The sequence below is a fragment of the Paracoccus lichenicola genome, from assembly GCF_009708075.1.
In the GTDB taxonomy this organism is placed as follows: Bacteria; Pseudomonadota; Alphaproteobacteria; order Rhodobacterales; family Rhodobacteraceae; genus Paracoccus; species Paracoccus lichenicola.
The window spans coordinates 1-18,710 of sequence record NZ_WMBT01000024.1; the positions used below are offsets into that span (position 1 = coordinate 1).

Annotated in this window: 15 protein-coding genes; 1 reads left to right on the forward strand and 14 read right to left on the reverse strand. The window is 64.5% G+C overall.

Going from position 1 to position 18,710, the window contains the following annotated elements; translation table 11 throughout:
- Positions 1-152: 152 nt before the first annotated feature.
- The 14 genes from fusA to secE form a co-directional block, all read right to left on the reverse strand.
- A complete protein-coding gene (gene fusA, locus GIY56_RS17180; protein ID WP_154766093.1) occupies positions 153-2,276 on the reverse strand; it encodes an elongation factor G in 2,124 nt (707 codons plus the stop codon).
- A gap of 18 nt (positions 2,277-2,294) precedes the next feature.
- On the reverse strand, positions 2,295-2,765 hold the full coding sequence (gene rpsG / locus GIY56_RS17185; protein ID WP_154766094.1) for a 30S ribosomal protein S7: 471 nt from the start codon (positions 2,763-2,765) through the stop codon (positions 2,295-2,297).
- 12 nt (positions 2,766-2,777) lie between these two features.
- On the reverse strand, positions 2,778-3,149 hold the full coding sequence (gene rpsL / locus GIY56_RS17190; RefSeq protein ID WP_022705687.1) for a 30S ribosomal protein S12: 372 nt from the start codon (positions 3,147-3,149) through the stop codon (positions 2,778-2,780).
- Positions 3,150-3,396: 247 nt separating this feature from the next.
- Complete coding sequence (locus GIY56_RS17195) at positions 3,397-4,212, reverse strand: glycosyltransferase (RefSeq protein WP_154766095.1); 816 nt, start codon at positions 4,210-4,212, stop codon at positions 3,397-3,399.
- Positions 4,212-5,117, reverse strand: a complete 906-nt coding sequence (locus GIY56_RS17200) for a DMT family transporter (RefSeq protein ID WP_230312608.1) — start codon at positions 5,115-5,117, stop codon at positions 4,212-4,214. Before GIY56_RS17200 ends, GIY56_RS17195 begins: the two co-directional genes overlap by 1 nt.
- Positions 5,118-5,184: 67 nt before the next feature.
- A complete protein-coding gene (locus GIY56_RS17205) occupies positions 5,185-5,790 on the reverse strand; it encodes a methyltransferase family protein (RefSeq protein WP_154766096.1) in 606 nt (201 codons plus the stop codon).
- Positions 5,791-5,949: 159 nt separating this feature from the next.
- A complete protein-coding gene (gene rpoC / locus GIY56_RS17210; protein WP_154766097.1) occupies positions 5,950-10,182 on the reverse strand; it encodes a DNA-directed RNA polymerase subunit beta' in 4,233 nt (1,410 codons plus the stop codon).
- A gap of 91 nt (positions 10,183-10,273) precedes the next feature.
- Positions 10,274-14,419, reverse strand: coding sequence for a DNA-directed RNA polymerase subunit beta (rpoB, locus tag GIY56_RS17215; protein WP_154766098.1), 4,146 nt, complete (start codon positions 14,417-14,419; stop codon positions 10,274-10,276).
- A 229-nt stretch (positions 14,420-14,648) separates the two neighbouring features.
- The gene (rplL, locus tag GIY56_RS17220; protein WP_154766099.1) at positions 14,649-15,023 is read right to left on the reverse strand and encodes a 50S ribosomal protein L7/L12; all 375 of its coding nucleotides are present in this window, start codon (positions 15,021-15,023) and stop codon (positions 14,649-14,651) included.
- Positions 15,024-15,087: 64 nt separating this feature from the next.
- Complete coding sequence (gene rplJ, locus GIY56_RS17225) at positions 15,088-15,603, reverse strand: 50S ribosomal protein L10 (protein WP_328288587.1); 516 nt, start codon at positions 15,601-15,603, stop codon at positions 15,088-15,090.
- A 231-nt stretch (positions 15,604-15,834) separates the two neighbouring features.
- Positions 15,835-16,533 carry a 50S ribosomal protein L1 gene (gene rplA / locus GIY56_RS17230; protein ID WP_154766101.1) on the reverse strand — a complete coding sequence of 233 codons (699 nt, stop codon included), beginning with the start codon at positions 16,531-16,533 and terminating at the stop codon, positions 15,835-15,837.
- 3 nt (positions 16,534-16,536) lie between these two features.
- Positions 16,537-16,989 carry a 50S ribosomal protein L11 gene (gene rplK / locus GIY56_RS17235; RefSeq protein ID WP_154766102.1) on the reverse strand — a complete coding sequence of 151 codons (453 nt, stop codon included), beginning with the start codon at positions 16,987-16,989 and terminating at the stop codon, positions 16,537-16,539.
- Between the two features lie 75 nt (positions 16,990-17,064).
- Positions 17,065-17,601: a transcription termination/antitermination protein NusG gene (nusG, locus tag GIY56_RS17240; RefSeq protein ID WP_154766103.1), complete on the reverse strand. Its 537-nt coding sequence runs from the start codon at positions 17,599-17,601 to the stop codon at positions 17,065-17,067.
- 173 nt (positions 17,602-17,774) lie between these two features.
- Positions 17,775-17,972 (reverse strand): preprotein translocase subunit SecE, encoded by a 198-nt coding sequence (secE, locus tag GIY56_RS17245; protein WP_328288588.1) that lies wholly within the window; start codon positions 17,970-17,972, stop codon positions 17,775-17,777.
- Between the two features lie 152 nt (positions 17,973-18,124).
- On the opposite strand from secE, the gene GIY56_RS17250 reads away from it, so the two are divergent.
- On the forward strand, positions 18,125-18,673 hold the full coding sequence (locus GIY56_RS17250) for an HPP family protein (RefSeq protein WP_230312609.1): 549 nt from the start codon (positions 18,125-18,127) through the stop codon (positions 18,671-18,673).
- Positions 18,674-18,710 lie beyond the last annotated feature (37 nt).

Consider the following 18,710-nt stretch of genomic DNA (forward strand, 5'->3'; position numbering starts at 1 on the left):
GTGGTCAACGTGACCGATCGTGCCAATGTTGACGTGCGGTTTCGTCCGTTCAAACTTTGCCTTTGCCATGGTCTGGCTCCTTTACAGTGACGGTGCGTGCAGGCACGCACCCTACGAGGGTGGTAGGGTGCGTGGTTTCCCACGCACCGCCCTTATGCGTATTTCTTCTGGATCTCGTCCGAGATGTTCTGCGGCACGGCCTCGTAATGGTCGAACTGCATCGTGAACACCGCGCGGCCCGAGGACATCGAGCGCAGGTTGTTGATGTAGCCGAACATGTTGGCCAGCGGCACGAAGGCGTCGATGACGTTCGCGTTGCCGCGGCTGTCCTGCCCGCGGACCATGCCGCGACGGCTGGTCAGGTCGCCGATGATCGAACCCGTGTATTCCTCGGGCGTCACCACCTCGACCTTCATGATCGGTTCCAGCAGTTTCGCGCCTGCCTTGCGCAGACCTTCGCGCATGGCGGCGCGCGAGGCGATCTCGAAGGCCAGGACCGAGGAGTCAACGTCGTGGAACGCGCCATCGATCAGCGCGACCTTGAAGTCGATCACCGGGAAGCCTGCCAGCGGGCCACTGTCCATGACCGACTTGATGCCCTTCTCGACGCCCGGGATGTATTCCTTGGGCACGGCACCGCCGACGATCTTGGACTCGAACGAATAGCCTTCGCCCGGCTCGGTCGGGTTGATCTGCAGCTTCACGCGCGCGAACTGGCCGGTCCCGCCGGTCTGCTTCTTGTGCGTGTAGTCGATCTCGGCCGGCTGGCTGATGGTTTCGCGATAGGCCACTTGCGGGGCGCCGATATTCGCCTCGACCTTGAACTCGCGCTTCATGCGGTCCACCAGGATGTCGAGGTGAAGTTCGCCCATGCCCTTCATGATGGTCTGGCCCGATTCCAGATCGGTCTCGACGCGGAAGGACGGGTCTTCGGCGGACAGGCGCTGAAGGGCAAGGCCCATCTTTTCCTGGTCGGCCTTGGACTTCGGCTCCACGGCGATCTCGATCACGGGTTCCGGGAAGGTCATGGTTTCCAGGACCACCGGCTTGGCGGGATCGCACAGCGTGTCGCCCGTGGTGGTGTCCTTCAGGCCCGCCAGCGCGATGATGTCGCCCGCAAAGGCTTCCTCGATTTCCTCGCGGTTGATCGAGTGCATCATCATCATGCGGCCGACACGCTCGCGCTTGCCCTTGGTCGCGTTCAGCATCTGGTCGCCCTTCTTGAGCTGGCCGGAATAGATGCGCGTGAAGGTCAGCGAACCCACGAAGGGGTCGTTCATGATCTTGAACGCCAGGCCCGAGAAGGGCTGGTTGTCATCGGCGGTCCGCTCGATGTTGCGGGTCTCGGTCTCGTCGCCCGGCGCGAAGCCATGATAGGCCGGCACGTCCAGCGGCGAGGGCAGGAAGTCGATGACCGAGTTCAGCAGCGGCTGCACGCCCTTGTTCTTGAAGGCGGAACCGGCGGTGACCGGGAAGAACGACAGCGACAGCGTGCCCTTGCGGATCAGGCCGCGCAGGGTCGCCTCGTCAGGCTCGTTGCCTTCCAGATAGGCTTCCATCGCCGCGTCGTCCTGTTCGACGACCAGCTCGATCAGGTTCATGCGCCATTCCAGCGCCAGGTCGTTCAGTTCGGCCCGGATCGGCCTGCGCACCCAGGAGGCGCCCAGATCCTCGCCTTCATAGACCCATTCTTCCATCTTGATCAGGTCGATGATGCCTTCCAGCTTGTCCTCGGCGCCGATCGGCAGGGCGATCGGGCAGGGGATGCCGCCGGTGCGGTCCTTGATCATCTTCACGCAGTTGAAGAAGTCGGCGCCGATCTTGTCCATCTTGTTGACGAACACGATCCGCGGAACCTTGTAGCGGTCGGCCTGGCGCCACACGGTCTCGGTCTGGGGTTCGACACCCGCGTTGGCGTCCAGCAGGCAGATCGCGCCGTCCAGAACGGCCAAGGACCGTTCGACCTCGATGGTGAAGTCCACGTGGCCGGGCGTGTCGATGATGTTGAAGCGGTACTTCGTGTCCGAAGTCCCTTCGGTGGTCGGGTCTTCCTGGCGCTGCCAGAACGTGGTGGTCGCGGCAGACGTGATCGTGATGCCGCGTTCCTGTTCCTGTTCCATCCAGTCCATGGTCGCGGCGCCGTCATGCACTTCGCCGATCTTGTGCGACTTGCCGGTATAGTAAAGGATACGCTCGGTCGTTGTCGTCTTGCCGGCATCGATGTGGGCCATGATGCCGAAGTTGCGATAACGCTGCAGCGGATATTCGCGTGCCATGGTCTGAATCCTTTCGCCTTACCAGCGGTAGTGGCTGAACGCCTTGTTCGCGTCGGCCATCTTGTGCGTGTCTTCGCGTTTCTTGACGGCGGTGCCGCGGCCGTTCACGGCATCGGCCAGTTCGCCCGCAAGGCGTTCTTCCATCGTGTGTTCGTTGCGCTTGGCGGCGGCGGTGATCAGCCAGCGGATCGCCAGAGCCTCGCGGCGGGTCGGACGGACCTCGACCGGAACCTGGTAGGTGGCGCCGCCGACGCGGCGCGAGCGCACCTCGACCGAGGGCTTCACGTTGTCCAGGGCCTCGTGGAAGACTTCGATCGGTTCGCGCTTCAGGCGGGTCTGGACACGGTCCAGGGCCGAATACACGATGCGCTCGGCCACCGATTTCTTGCCGTCAACCATCAGGTTGTTCATGAATTTGGTCAGCACGCGATCGCCATACTTGGCGTCGGGCAGGACTTCGCGCTTTTCAGCGGCGTGACGACGGGACATGGATGTCTCTCCTTATTTCGGACGCTTGGCGCCGTATTTAGAACGACGCTGGCGACGATCCTTGACGCCCTGGGTATCCAGCACACCGCGCAGGATGTGGTAACGGACACCCGGAAGGTCCTTCACGCGGCCGCCACGGATCAGCACGACGCTGTGTTCCTGGAGGTTGTGCTTTTCGCCCGGAATATAGGAAATGACCTCGAACCCGTTGGTCAGCCGCACCTTGGCGACCTTCCGCATGGCGGAGTTCGGTTTCTTCGGCGTCGTGGTATAGACGCGCGTGCAGACGCCGCGCTTCTGCGGGCAGCCTTGCAGGTGCTGCGACTTGCTGCGCTGCACCTTGGGCTGCCGCGGCTTGCGGATCAGCTGTTGGATCGTCGGCATTCGGTTCCCCGTCTTGCTCTGTCAATACTCGCAGCCGTGGCTGCGCCGCTTCTCGACGGCACTTCGCGCGAATCACGAAATGCCAAACCCATCCGGCCCCGGGTTCCGAGGAGGACGGGAAAATTCCAGAGGATCGGGGCAGTTGCAGGCCCGGATCGTGACCATGAAAAGGTTCTGGTCCCGAACGGTTTCCCGCCGGGTGTGCGGCATATATGGGGAATCGCCGATGCTGTCAACCTGACCCCCGTCAGGCGGCGGCGCGGGCCAGGCCGTCCAGGTCGGCGCGGGCCAGCCCGAAGCGGCGGGACAGCTGGCGGTTCAGATCCGCCTCCTCGATCTGCCAGGTCAAGCCCGGTCCCATGTCGCCCGAGTCGCTGTCGGCGTGGATCGAGCGGATGAACATCAAGGGCCGCGTGACCGCCACCCCCGGCATCCACAAGGGCAGCCTGGTATGGTTGAAGTGCAGCGCGGTCTGCGGCTGGTCGGGGGGCAGGAAGATCGTCAGAGCCACGCCCATGTTGTGCGCGATGCGCGGCACGAAGCTGGCCCCCCCTGCCCCGGCGCGCAGCATCAGCCCGCGCGAATGATCCAGCGACAGGCGGCGGTCCTGGCGCCACAGCCCGCTGACCTGGGCAAAGTCCTGGCGGGCTGCCGCGACATAGTCCAGGGCCACGGCATCGTCGTCGTCATGGCGGAAATGGCCGATGACATCGGCCCCGGGATCGACATGGGGCGCGATGGCGGCGCGGCAGGCTTCCAGGTGCCGCTCCATCGGGGGGACCAGTTCCAGCCGCAGCTGCGGCGTTGCGGCCACCAGCTCGCGCAGGTGCGACAGATAGGGTTCGGGCAGGTCGGGACCGGTCATGATGACCAGCGTGAAGTCCCCGTCGGTCTGGGCCAGCCAGCCGGGCAGCGCCAGCGTGGTGAACCACAGCCAGCGGCGGGCCAGCCGGTCGGGGTCGTAGAGAAAGGCGCGGCGCTCCTCGACGCTGGCATGGTCCTTTTGATAGCCCCGCAGGCCGACATAGGAAAAGCGGCACAGGCCCAGCATCTGAACGCGCATCAGCGACCCTTTCCGATCTGCGCCTCGCGCCAGATGGTATAGATGCCCGCCGCGACCACCAGGGCCGATCCCGCCCATGTCCACAGGTCGGGCCATTCGCCGAAGACGACCAGCCCCATCAGGATCGCCACCAGCAGCGAGGTATAGCGGAACGGGGCGACATAGGAAATCTCGCCCACCCGCATCGAGGCCACGGCCGTGACATAGCCCACCGTCAGGAAGGCGGCGCCAAGGGCCAGCAGCAGGACCTGCGGCAGGCTGGGCATTGCCCACCCCTGCCCCAGGCTGATGACGAAACCGGACGCCGTCACCCCCGTGGCCGCATAAAAGGCGACAGTGGCCGAGCTGATGTCCCGGGCAAAGCCCCGCGTCGCCAGGTCGCGCAGCGCGACCATGGCCATGGCGGCAATGGCCACCACGGCCCAGAAGCCGAAGACCTCGCCCCCGGGCCGCAGGATCAGCAGCACGCCCCCGAAGCCCGCGATCACCGCGCCGATCCGCCGCCAGCCCAGGGTTTCGCCGAAGAACAGCGTGGCCGCCACCATCACCACCAAGGGCAGCGCCTGCATGATGGCGGACAGGTCGCCCATGGCCATGTTCTGCAACGCGTTCAGGAACAGCAGGGTCGAGGCCACCTCGCCCACCATGCGCCAGGCCATCGGCCTGCGGGCGGCGGGCGGGATGCGCAGGGACAGCCCGCCAAGCCGCGGCGCCACGGCGGCGATGAAGGCCATCACGATCAGCCCGCGCAGGGTCATCGCCTGATACAGCGGCAGGTCCTGGGCCACGAACTTCATCACCGTGTCGTTCAGGCCAAAGGCCACCATGCTCAGCGTCATGATGGCGGCGCCCCGCAGGTTGTCGCCGGACCGCGGCGTTGTCGGCGTGACAGGGGCGGATTTCATGGGGCCGACGGGTGACTGGATCGGGGCGCGCATCAATGACAACCTCGGCTCGATAGCCCCTTCCGGCCTACCAAAGGGCGATGCCGGTCACGCCGAAACTGTCCTTGAAGACATCCAGAAGTTCAACCAGCGGGATGAAGCACAGAAACACGAAGGCGTCAAACAGGTTGCGCCGCAGGGGTTCGGTCCGAAAGACTGCCTCGGGGGCGGCGCGGAACTTTCGGGGATCGGGGATGAAGAACGGCACCCGTGCGGCATAGGCCTCAAAGGTGGCGCCGAACTCCTGCCGCAGAAAGGCCGCTTCCCGCAAGGCGGTCACGTAAAGGATCAGGCCGACAGTTCCCCCCAGCAGAACGGCAAAGCTGAACGCTCCCATCATCAGCCCGATGCCGAAGGCGGCGACGGTCGAGAAGAAATAAAGCGGGTTGCGCGACATCGAAAACGGGCCGTCCTGCATCACCTCGCTGTTCTTGCGCCCTCCCAGATAGAGGATCGACCAGAACCGGCCCAGAACGCCTGCGATCAGCACCAGAACTCCGGCCGCTTCGAGCAGTTCGTGCCCGGCGCCGTCCACGCTCATCTGCGGGCGGACGAAAAGCAGGATCGGCAGAACCGCCAGCATCATCCCCCTCAGGACGTTGATCCGCATCTTCTGATTGACGGCTGCGCGCATGTCGTTTTTCCTTTTCCGGCAGATCCGAGGGCTAAGTCCACCGGCAGTGCCGGGTCAAGGCCCATGACCGTACGGTGCCGCGACCAGATGCGATCACCGGCGGTTCAAGCAAAAGGCCCGGCGCAAGGCCGGGCCTTTCAACGTTTCACACAGGCGCGATCACTCGCCGCTGCTTTCCGGCAAGTCGGCGACCATGTCCGGCGCACCCTTCTCCGCCACGGGGGCGATCAGGGCGGCGGTCGCCTCGGCCTCGGCGCGGCGCGCCTCGATCACCTCGGCGTCGCGTTCGGTGGCGATGCGGCGGATGCGGGCGGTGGCGCCGCCCGTGCCCGCCGGGATCAGCCGGCCGACGATGACGTTCTCCTTCAGGCCAAGCAGCTTGTCGCGCTTGCCCTGGACGGCCGCCTCGGTCAGCACGCGGGTCGTTTCCTGGAAGGACGCGGCCGAGATGAAGCTGCGGGTCTGCAGGCTGGCCTTGGTGATGCCCAAAAGCACCGGCTCGCCTTGGGCCGGACGGCCCCCCTTGGCTTCGCTCTTGGCGTTTTCTTCCTCGAACTCGTCGCGTTCCACATGCTCGCCCTTCAGCAGGGTGGTGTCCCCGCTGTCGGTGATCTCGATCTTCTGCAGCATCTGGCGAACGATCACCTCGATGTGCTTGTCGTTGATCTTCACGCCCTGCAGCCGGTACACGTCCTGCACCTCGTCGATCAGGTAATCCGCCAAGGCTTCGATCCCCATGATCCGCAGGATGTCGTGGGGCGCGGGGTTCCCGTCCATGATGTAGTCACCCTTCTGCACGAAGTCGCCTTCCTGCACCGGGATGTGCTTGCCTTTCGGCACCATGTATTCGACGGGCGTCCCGCCTTCTTCCGAAGGCTCGATGGTGATGCGGCGCTTGTTCTTGTAGTCCTTGCCAAACCGCACATAGCCGTCGATTTCCGCGATGATCGCGTGGTCCTTGGGGCGACGGGCCTCGAACAGTTCGGCCACGCGGGGCAGACCCCCGGTGATGTCCTTGGTCCGTGCGCCTTCGCGCGGAATGCGCGCCACCACGTCGCCGGCGCGGATTTCCTGCTGGTCTTCGACCGACAGGACCGCGTCCACCGACATCGGATAGCTGATCGGGTTGCCCTGTTCGTTGCGCACCGGTTCGCCGTTCTCATCCATGATGATGATCTCGGGCTTCAGCTCGTTGCCTTTCGGCGCGGAACGCCAGTCGGTCACGATCTTCTGCGTCATGCCGGTCGCATCGTCCGTCTCGTCGCGGACCGAGATCCCCGACAGCAGATCGACGAACTTCGTGATACCGCCCTTTTCGGCGATGATCGGCAGGGTATAGGGATCCCATTCGAACAGCTTGGCGCCGCGAATGACCCGATCGCCTTCCTTCACGAAGACCTTGGAGCCGTAGAACAGCTTGTGGCTGGCCCGTTCCTGGCCCTGGTCGTCCAGGATCAGCAGCTGCATGTTGCGCGACATCACCACCAGCTCGCCATTGGCGTTGGCCAGCAGGTTTTCGTTGCGGAAGCTGACCGTGCCTTCATGGGACGCCGCCTGGAACGACTGCTGGCCGCCCTGCGCGATGCCGCCGATGTGGAAGGTCCGCATCGTCAGCTGCGTGCCGGGTTCGCCGATCGACTGCGCGGCGATGATGCCGACAGCCTCGCCGATGTTGACCAGCGTGCCGCGGGCCAAGTCGCGGCCATAGCACAGCGCGCAAACGCCGTCCTCGGATTCGCAGGTCAGGGCCGAGCGAATGCGCACGGTCTGCACGCCCGCCGCCTCGATGGCGTCGGCCTTGCGTTCGTCGATCACCTCGTTGGCGCGGATGATGATCTCGTCCCCGCCCGGAACCAGCACGTCCTCGGCAGCAGTCCGGCCCAGCACGCGTTCGGACAGCGGGCTGATGACCTCGCCGTCGTTGACCGCCGCCGAAGCGGTGATCGCCTGTTCCGTGCCGCAGTCGTGTTCGCGGATGATGCAGTCCTGCGCCACGTCCACCAGACGCCGCGTCAGATAGCCCGAGTTCGCGGTCTTCAACGCGGTGTCCGACAGACCCTTGCGGGCGCCGTGGGTCGAGTTGAAGTATTCGAGAACGGTCAGGCCTTCCTTGAAGTTCGAGATGATCGGCGTCTCGATGATCTCGCCCGAAGGCTTGGCCATCAGCCCGCGCATCCCGCCCAGCTGCTTCATCTGGTTGACCGAACCGCGCGCGCCGGAATGCGCCATCATGTAGACGCTGTTCGGCTCCATCTCGGCGCCGTTCGCGTCCTTCCGGGTGGCCGAGATGGTGGACATCATGGCCTCGGTTACGCGGTCGTTGCACTTCGACCAGGCGTCCACGACCTTGTTGTACTTCTCGCCCTGGGTGATCAGGCCGTCGAGGTATTGCTGCTCGAACTCCTTCACCTGCTCCTGCACTTCGCCCACGATGTCCCATTTGGTATCGGGAACCACCATGTCGTCCTTGCCGAAGCTGATGCCGGCGCGGAACGCCTCGCGGAAGCCCAGACCCATGATCTGGTCGCAGAAGATCACCGATTCCTTCTGCCCGCAGTAGCGATAGACGGTGTCGATGACGACCTGCACGTCCTTCTTGCGCAGCAGGCGGTTGACCAGCTCGAACGGCGCCTTGGCGTTCATCGGCAGCAGCGCGCCCAGCCGGACACGGCCCGGCGTGGTCTCGAACCGCTTGATGACCTCGTTGCCGTTCTCGTCGATCTGCTTGATGCGCGCAGTGATCTTGGCGTGCAGATGCACCTCGCCTGCGGCAAGGGCGTGTTCCACCTCGTTCACGTTGGAGAAGATCATGCCTTCCCCCTTCATGCCGTCGCGCTGCATCGAGACATAATACAACCCTAGCACCATGTCCTGGGACGGCACGATGATCGGCGCGCCGTTGGCGGGCGACAGCACGTTGTTCGTGGACATCATCAGGACGCGCGCTTCCAGCTGCGCTTCCAGCGAGAGGGGCACGTGAACGGCCATCTGGTCGCCGTCGAAGTCGGCGTTGAAGGCCGAACAGACCAGCGGATGCAGCTGGATCGCCTTGCCCTCGATCAGGATGGGTTCAAACGCCTGGATGCCCAGGCGGTGCAGCGTCGGCGCGCGGTTCAGCAGGACCGGATGCTCGCGGATCACCTCGTCCAGGATGTCCCAGACCTCGGGGCGTTCCTTTTCGACCAGCTTCTTGGCCTGCTTGACGGTGGACGACAGCCCTTTCGCCTCAAGCCGCGAATAGATGAACGGCTTGAACAGTTCGAGCGCCATCTTCTTGGGCAACCCGCACTGGTGCAGCTTCAGTTCCGGCCCGGTCACGATCACCGAACGACCCGAGAAGTCCACGCGCTTGCCCAGAAGGTTCTGGCGGAAGCGGCCCTGCTTGCCCTTGAGCATGTCGGACAGCGATTTCAGCGGGCGGCGGTTGTTGCCCGTGATCACGCGGCCGCGGCGGCCGTTGTCGAACAGCGCGTCCACCGATTCCTGCAGCATCCGCTTTTCGTTGCGCACGATGATGTCGGGCGCGCGAAGCTCGATCAGGCGCTTGAGGCGGTTGTTGCGGTTGATGACGCGGCGATACAGGTCGTTCAGGTCGGAGGTGGCGAAGCGGCCGCCGTCCAGCGGGACCAGCGGGCGCAGTTCGGGCGGAATGACCGGGATCACGGTCAGCACCATCCATTCGGGACGGTTGCCCGATTCCAGGAAGGATTCGACGATCTTCAGCCGCTTGATGATCTTCTTGGGCTTCAACTCGCCCGTGGCTTCCTTCAGATCCTCGCGCAACTGGTCGGCGGTGGCCTGCAGGTCGATATTGGCCAGCATCGCGCGGATCGCCTCGGCCCCGATATCGGCGCTGAAGGCGTCGGCGCCATAGTTGTCCTGCGCGTCCAGGAATTCCTCCTCGGACAGCAGTTGGCCATAGGTCAGGTCGGTCAGGCCCGGCTCGATCACCACGTAGTTCTCGAAATACAGGATCCGCTCCAGATCGCGCAGCGTCATGTCCAGCATCAGGCCGATGCGGGACGGCAGCGACTTCAGGAACCAGATATGGGCCACGGGCGCGGCCAGTTCGATATGGCCCATGCGTTCGCGGCGGACCTTCTGCAGGGTCACTTCCACGCCGCATTTCTCGCAGACGAGGCCGCGATACTTCATGCGCTTGTATTTGCCGCAGAGGCATTCATAGTCCTTGATCGGACCGAAGATGCGCGCGCAGAACAGGCCGTCACGCTCGGGCTTGAACGTGCGGTAGTTGATCGTCTCGGGCTTCTTCACCTCGCCATAGGACCAGGCGAGGATTTCCTCGGGCGAGGCCAGCGAGATCTTGATTTCGTCGAACTGCCGCGGCGGGGCCAGCGGGTTCAGCGGATTGGTGGCAAGTTCCTGGTTCATTCTTTTTTCCTAATGAAAGGGCGCGGGGGAGAAACGGTGCGTGAGGATCACGCACCCTACGCGGCGGCAGGGTGCGTGCCTGCAGGCACCGTTACTCGTCCTCCTCCGCATCCAGGAGTTCCATGTTGAGGCCCAGACCCCGGACCTCCTTGACCAGCACGTTGAACGATTCCGGCACGCCGGCCTCGAAGTTGTCGTCGCCCTTGACGATGGATTCATAGACCTTGGTGCGGCCCGCCACGTCGTCCGACTTGACCGTCAGCATCTCCTGCAAGGTATAGGCGGCACCATAGGCTTCCAGCGCCCAGACCTCCATCTCGCCAAGACGCTGACCGCCGAACTGCGCCTTGCCGCCCAGCGGTTGCTGGGTCACGAGGCTGTAAGGCCCGGTCGAACGCGCGTGCATCTTGTCATCGACAAGGTGGTGAAGCTTCAGGACATACTTCATGCCCACCGTCACCTTGCGCGAGAACTGCTCGCCCGTGCGGCCGTCGAAGACCACCGACTGCCCCGAGGTGTCGAACCCGGCGCGCGTCAGCGCGTCGTTCACGTCAGCCTCCTTGGCACCGTCGAAGACGGGCGTGGCGATGGGAACGCCGGTGCGCACGGTGTTGGCGTGCTCGACCAGCAGGTCGTCATCCATGCCCTCGAAGGTCTCGGCATACATGTCGTCGCCATAGCCGATGCGCATCGCCTCGCGGACCGGAGCCAGATCGCCCTTGCGGCGATATTCCTCCAGCGCCTCGTCGATCTTGATGCCAAGACCACGCGATGCCCAACCCATGTGGGTTTCCAGGATCTGGCCCACGTTCATGCGCGACGGCACGCCCAGCGGGTTCAGAACCAGATCGACCGGGGTGCCGTCCGCCAGGAACGGCATGTCCTCGATCGGGACGACCTTGGACACGACGCCCTTGTTGCCGTGACGACCGGCCATCTTGTCGCCCGCCTGCAGCTTGCGCTTCACGGCGACAAAGACCTTGACCATCTTCATCACGCCCGGCGGCAGGTCGTCGCCCTGGCGGACCTTCTCGACCTTGTCCTCGAAGCGGGCCTCGAGGGCCTTCTTCTGGGCGTCGTACTGATGGTTCAGCGCCTCGACTTCCTTGGCGGTGTCCTCGTCGGCCACGGCCAACTGCCACCACTGGCCGCGCGACAGCGTGCCCAGCAGATCGTCGTTGATCTCGCTGTTGGCCTTGATGCCCTTCGGACCCTTCACGGCGGTCTTGCCCATGATCAGCGACTTCAGGCGCGCATAGATGTTGCGGTCCAGGATCGCCTGTTCGTCGTCGCGGTCCCGCGCCAGACGCTCGACCTCCTCGCGCTCGATCTGCAGGGCGCGTTCGTCCTTGTCCACGCCGTGGCGGTTGAAGACCCGCACCTCGACGATGGTGCCATAGGCCCCCGGCGGCAGGCGCAGCGAGGTGTCCCGCACGTCCGACGCCTTTTCGCCGAAGATGGCGCGCAGCAGCTTTTCTTCCGGCGTCATCGGGCTTTCGCCCTTGGGGGTGATCTTGCCTACAAGGATGTCGCCCGGCCCGACCTCGGCCCCGATATAGACGATGCCGGCTTCATCCAGGTTGCGCAGGGCTTCCTCGCCCACGTTCGGGATGTCGCGGGTGATTTCCTCAGGTCCCAGCTTGGTATCGCGGGCCGCGACCTCGTATTCGTCGATGTGGATCGAGGTGAACACGTCGTCGCGGTGGATCCGTTCCGAAATCAGGATCGAGTCCTCGTAGTTGTAGCCGTTCCAGGGCATGAAGGCGACGACCACGTTCCGGCCGATGGCCAGTTCGCCCTGGTCGGTCGAGGGACCGTCGGCGATGACCTGGCCGCCCACGACCTTTTCGCCCACCTTGACCAGCGGACGCTGGTTGATGGTCGAGGACTGGTTGGACCGCTTGAACTTGCGCAGGCGATAGATGTCCACGCCCGCATCGCCCGATTCCAGCCCTTCGGTCGCGCGCACGACGATCCGCTGCGCATCGACCTGGTCGATCACGCCGCCCCGGCGCGCCATGATGGCGGCACCCGAGTCGCGGGCAACGGTCGCCTCCATGCCGGTGCCGACGAACGGCGCCTCGGCCCGCAGCAGCGGAACCGCCTGGCGCTGCATGTTGGACCCCATCAGCGCGCGGTTGGCGTCGTCGTTTTCCAGGAACGGGATCAGCGCCGCGGCGACCGAGACCAGCTGTTTCGGCGACACGTCGATCAGATCGACGGCATCGACGGGGTTCAGCATGAAGTCGCCCGCCTGGCGGGTCGAGATCAGTTCGTCAACGAAGTTGCCGTTCTCGTCCAGCGTCGCGTTGGCCTGGGCCACGGTGTGGCGCATCTCCTCGGTCGCGGACATGTAGACCACGTCGTCCGTCACGCGCCCGTCCACCACCTTGCGATAGGGGGTTTCGATGAAGCCGTACTTGTTCACCCGGGCAAAGGTCGCCAGGCTGTTGATCAGGCCGATGTTCTGGCCTTCCGGCGTCTCGATCGGGCACATCCGGCCGTAATGGGTCGGGTGAACGTCGCGCACCTCGAAGCCCGCGCGTTCCCGCGTCAGACCGCCCGGCCCCAGGGCCGACAGGCGGCGCTTGTGCGTCACCTCGGACAAGGGGTTGGTCTGGTCCATGAACTGCGACAGCTGAGAGCTGCCGAAGAATTCACGCACCGCAGCCGCGGCGGGCTTGGCGTTGATCAGGTCCTGCGGCATCACGGTGTCGATCTCGACGCCCGACATGCGTTCCCGGATGGCGCGTTCCATGCGCAGCAGGCCGACGCGATACTGGTTTTCCATCAGCTCGCCCACCGAACGCACCCGGCGGTTGCCCAGGTGGTCGATGTCGTCGATCTCGCCCTTGCCGTCGCGCAGTTCCACGAGGCCGCGCACGCAGGCCACGATGTCCTCGGGGCGCAGGGTCCGCTGGGTGTCCGGCGCAGCCAGGTCCAGGCGCATGTTCATCTTGACCCGGCCCACGGCGGACAGGTCGTAACGCTCGCTGTCGAAGAACAGGCTGTTGAACAGGGTCTGCGCGGCCTCCACGGTGGGCGGCTCGCCCGGACGCATGACGCGATAGATGTCCATCAGCGCGCCTTCGCGGCCCAGGTTCTTGTCGGCGGCCATGGTGTTGCGGATATAGGGACCGACGTTCACATGGTCGATGTCCAGCACCGGGATCTCGGTGATGTCGTTGTCCAGCAGCACCTTGAGCAGGCCGCCCGACAGGTCGCCTTCCTTGTTGTATTCGGCGGTGATCTCGTCCCCGGCCTCGGCATAGATGAAGCCGGTGGCGTCGTTCACGATGTCCTTGGACACGAAGCGGCCGACGATCCGCTCGAACGGAACCAGCAGGTTCAGCGCGTCGCCCGATTCCTGCAGCTTCTTGACCAGGCGCGGCGTGACCTTGTCGCCCGCCTTGGCGATGACCTCGCCCGTGTCGGCGTTCACCAGGTCATAGGTCGGACGGGTGCCGCGCACGCGTTCGGGGAAAAAGCGCGTGACCCAGCCTTGCGACCGGCCCTCGCGGCGCAGGGTATAGTCCACGGTCTGGTAGAAGGCATCCATGATGCCCTCCTGGTCCATGCCGAGCGCATAGAGCAGCGTCGTCACCGGCAGCTTGCGGCGGCGGTCGATGCGCGCGAAGACCAGATCCTTGGCGTCGAATTCAAAGTCCAGCCACGACCCGCGATAGGGAATGATCCGGCAGGCGAACAGCAATTTCCCCGAGGAATGCGTCTTGCCGCGGTCATGGTCGAAGAACACGCCGGGGCTGCGGTGCATCTGGGACACGACCACGCGTTCGGTCCCGTTCACGATGAACGTCCCGTTCTGGGTCATCAAGGGCATGTCGCCCATGAACACGTCCTGTTCCTTGATGTCCTTGACCGACTTGGCGCCGGTGTTCTCATCGACATCGAACACGATCAGGCGCAGCGTCACCTTCAGCGGCGCGGCATAGGTCATGTCGCGCTGCTGGCATTCGTCCACGTCGTATTTCGGCCGCTCAAGCTCGTATTTCACGAATTCCAGCGTCGCGGTCTCGTTGAAATCCTTGATCGGGAAGACCGACTGGAACACGCCCTGGATCCCGTCGCCATCGTTGTGGCCGGTGCCCTCGCCGGAATTCAGGAACAGGTCATAGGAGGATTTCTGAACCTCGATCAGGTTCGGCATCTCCAGCACTTCGCGGATGTTGCCGTAATAGCGCCGGATACGCTTCTGGCCGACATAGGATTGCGCCATGGGGTCTTGTCACCTTTCGTCTTCGCGCGCGTTCCGGGTCGGGGCACCCGGAACGGGCCTACGAATGCAGGGGGATAAGGTCCAATTCGTGCCGTGCGTCCCACCGCCCGGCTCCCGAACCTCGAACATGCCCTGAAGGAAGCTCCGCGCGCGGACCGCCCTTCAAGACAGGTTCGGCAGGGACCGGAAAACCCGGACCCTGCCCTGTTCGAACCAGCCGAAAGGCCGATTACTTCAGCTCGACCTTGGCGCCAGCCGCTTCGAGCTTCTTCTTCATTTCTTCGCCATCGGCCTTGGAAGCGCCTTCCTTGACCTTGCCGCCGGCTTCGACCAGATCCTTGGCCTCTTTCAGGCCCAGGCCGGTGATCGCGCGCACTTCCTTGATCACGTTGATCTTGTTGGCGCCCGCTTCGACCAGAACCACGTCGAATTCGGTCTTTTCCTCGGCGGCCTCGGCAGGGCCAGCAGCCGGGCCGGCCATCATGACGGCGCCGCCGGCGGCCGGCTCGATGCCGTACTTGTCCTTCAGGATGGTTTTCAGTTCCTGGGCTTCCAGCAGGGTCAGGCCCACGATTTGTTCGGCGAGTTGATTCAGATCAGCCATTTTTCCGTTCTCTCAGTTAATGTTCCAACGTCGGGTTTTCAACCACACGCGGGAATGGGGTTGCTTACGCAGCCTCACGTTCCTCAAGGGTCGTGAGGATGCTCGCGATGTTGCTTGCAGGCGCGCCAATGGCGCCGGCGATGCTGGAGGCAGGCGCACCGAGGCAGGACACGATCTGAGCGATAAGCTCTTCACGCGACGGCATCGAGGCGACGGCTTTCACACCGGCCGGATCCAGGGCCGAATCACCCATTGCACCGCCCAGGATCACGAACCGGTCGTTGTCCTTGGCGTATTTGTCGGCGATCCGGGCCGCAGCGGTCGGATCTTCCGAATAGGTGATCACGGTCATGCCCGTCAGATAGTCGGCGATGCTTGCGCAGGCCTTCCCTTCCAGGGCAATCTTGGCGAGCTTGTTCTTGGCAACGCGAACCGAACCCCCGGCTTCGCGCATGCGCGAGCGGAGGTCCTGCATATGTGCAACCGTCATCCCCTCGTAGTGGGCAACCACCACGACGCCAGAGCTTTCGAAGATCTGGCCGAGTTCCTCGACCAGTTGTTCTTTCTGCGCTCTATCCACGGTTTCACTCCAAGTTGGGGGTTTCCCCCCGGCTCTCACTTTTCCCGCCCCCAAGGGGGCAGGTCGGGTCCGCTAGGGCAAGATCACCGAAGAAGGAACCTTCGGAAAAATGCTTCCCTATCTCAGGAAGGACATTAAGCGGCCCCACAATGAATGCAGTCCCGCACCCTCCGTCTCGGACAGGACAGGGCGACGTGCGCCCCGCCATCCCGGCCCGAAGGCCGGAAATTCTCAGTTCGCGGTCGCGGACGCCACGTCCACCGACACGCCCGGTCCCATGGTCGAGCTGATCGAGACCTTCTTCATGTAGGTCCCTTTCGCGCCCGAGGGCTTGGCCCGGCTGACCGCGTCCACGAAGGCCCGCAGGTTCAGGGCCAGCTTGTCGGCGTCGAACGACACCTTGCCGATCCCGGCATGGACCACGCCCGCCTTTTCGGCCTTGAACTGGACCTCGCCGCCCTTGGCGGCCTCGACGGCGCCCTTCACGTCCATCGTCACCGTGCCGACCTTGGGGTTCGGCATCAGGTTGCGCGGACCCAGGATCTTGCCCAGGCGGCCGACCAGCGGCATCATGTCCGGCGTCGCGATGCAACGGTCGAACTCGATCTTGCCGGACTGGATCGTTTCCATCAGGTCCTCGGCGCCCACGATGTCCGCGCCGGCAGCCTTGGCCTCGTCGGCCTTGGGACCACGGGCGAACACGGCGACGCGCACGTCCTTGCCGGTGCCTGCGGGCAGCGTGACCACGCCGCGGACCATCTGGTCGGCATGGCGCGGATCGACGCCCAGGTTCAGCGCGATCTCGACCGTTTCGTCGAACTTGGCGGAGGCCGCGCCCTTGACCAGGGTGATCGCGTCCTCGACCGTCAGGTTCGCCTTGCCGTCGAAGGCCGCGCGCGCGGCGGCTTTTTTCTTGGAAATCTGTGCCATGGCTTAGCCCCTCACCTCGATACCGATCGACCGGGCGGAACCCAGGATGATCTTCATCGCCTGCTCGACATCGTTGGCCGACAGGTCCTTCATCTTGGCTTCGGCGATCTCGCGCACCTGCTTGACGGTCACGGAACCGGCGACCGTGCGGCCCGGCTTGTCCGAACCCTTGGCGCGGTTGCGCTTGCCCACCGGCTTCAGGCCGGCGGCCTTTTTCAGCAGGAAGGACGCGGGCGGCGTCTTCGTCTCGAAGCTGAACGACTTGTCGGCGTAATAGGTGATCACGACCGGAACGGGGGAACCCTGCTCCATCTCCTGCGTCTTGGCGTTGAATTCCTTGCAGAAGGCCATGATGTTGATCCCGCGCTGGCCCAGGGCGGGACCGACGGGGGGCGACGGGTTGGCTTGGCCCGCCTTGATTTGCAGCTTGAGGCTGCCGACGACTTTCTTGGCCATGGGGCCTTCTCCTTTGTCATCACGCCCGCGATGCGGGCCGACCTAGCGGTGCGGCGTCACGCCTCCCGCGCACGATCACGCGGTCTTGGCGACCTGCGTGAATTCCAGTTCGACCGGCGTGGGCCGGCCAAAGATCGACACCGTCACCTTGATGCGGCTCGACCCCTCGTCCACTTCCTCGACCATGCCCGAGAACCCCTCGAACGGGCCGTCGGTCACGTTCACCTTTTCGCCCACGTCGAAGCGGATCAGGTTGCGCGGCGCCACGGCCTCGCCCGTTCCGCTGCGGTTCAGCATCCCGTTCACCTCGTCGTCGCGCATCGGCTGGGGCTTGCCCTGCGCGCCCAGGAACCCGGTGACGCGATTGATCGAGTTCACCAGGTGATAGGTGCGGTCCGACATGTCCATGTGGACCAGAACGTAGCCCGGCATGAAGCGGCGTTCGGACGTGACCTTCTTGCCGCGCCGGATCTCGATCACTTCCTCGGTCGGGACCAGAACCTCGTCGATCTGGTCCTCCAGCCCCTTCTCGGCGACGGCCTGCCGGATCGCCTCGGCGACCTTCTTTTCAAAGTTCGACAGGACGCTGACCGAATACCAACGCTTTGCCATGTTCCGATCAAACCCCTGTTCGTCAGAAGGGAATTACCCGAAGCATCGGACAACCCCTTGAATTCCCATATGTCCGTCAAAAATCGAAATCGGCGCGCAACCGGATTCGATGCACGCCGTTTGCCGGACAGTCGTGGGCAGATACCCCCCCGCGCCCGGAAATGCAAGCCCGATCAGGCGCTGATCAGCCGCAGCCCTTCGGTGATGCCAAAGCGGATCGCCAGGTCAACCAGCGAAAAGAACACGCTGAACAGCGCGGCCAGGATCAGCACCATGATGGTCGTCGTGATCACCTCGCGCCGCGTGGGCCAGGCGATCTTGGCGGCCTCGGCGCGGACCTGGTTGATGAACTGGACGGGATTGGTGGCCACGGGCAGGCTCCTTGACAGATGCAGCGCGGCACATAGCGCGCCGGGCGCCGCAATTCAAGCGCCCAGCCAAAGCTGCGGTATCGCCTACGGGCCGCTTGCAGGTCCCGTCCCATCTTCCTAGTGATCGTTTCACCAGCAGAAAGGGACAGGACTTGCGCATCCCCGCCGACTTGCACGGCCATTCGCGTCTTCGCGCGCTCGGGCCGTCCTCTGCCGCCATCCCCGCGTCCGAGGCCCTGCGCGCGGGCATCGGCGCAGGGATCGGGCTGGCCGCGGCGGCGGGGCTGGCGCTGCTGATCGCGCCGGAACTGTGGCTGGGCATCTATCTGATCGCCCCCTTCGGCGCGACCTCGGTCCTGATCTTCGCCGCGCCGAACAGCCCCCTGGCGCAGCCCTGGCCCGCCATCGTCGGCAACACCGTGTCGGCGCTGGCGGCCCTGCTGGTCTGCCGGATGGTGGCGAACCCGCTGGTCGCGGTGCCCGCCGCCGTGGGCCTTGCCATCGCGGTGATGGGGCTGTGCCGGGCGACGCATCCGCCGGGGGGCGCGGTGGCGATGACGGTGGCCATCGGCGCCGACACCATCGCGCCGATGGGCATGGGCTTCGCCTTCCTGCCGGTGATGGCGGGAACCATGCTGCTGGTGGGGATCGCCGTTCTCTACGCCCATGCGAGTAATGAGCGAAAGTTGGTGATGCCCTGAGGGGCGGCATATCATGGCGGTGTTCACGCGCCGTCAA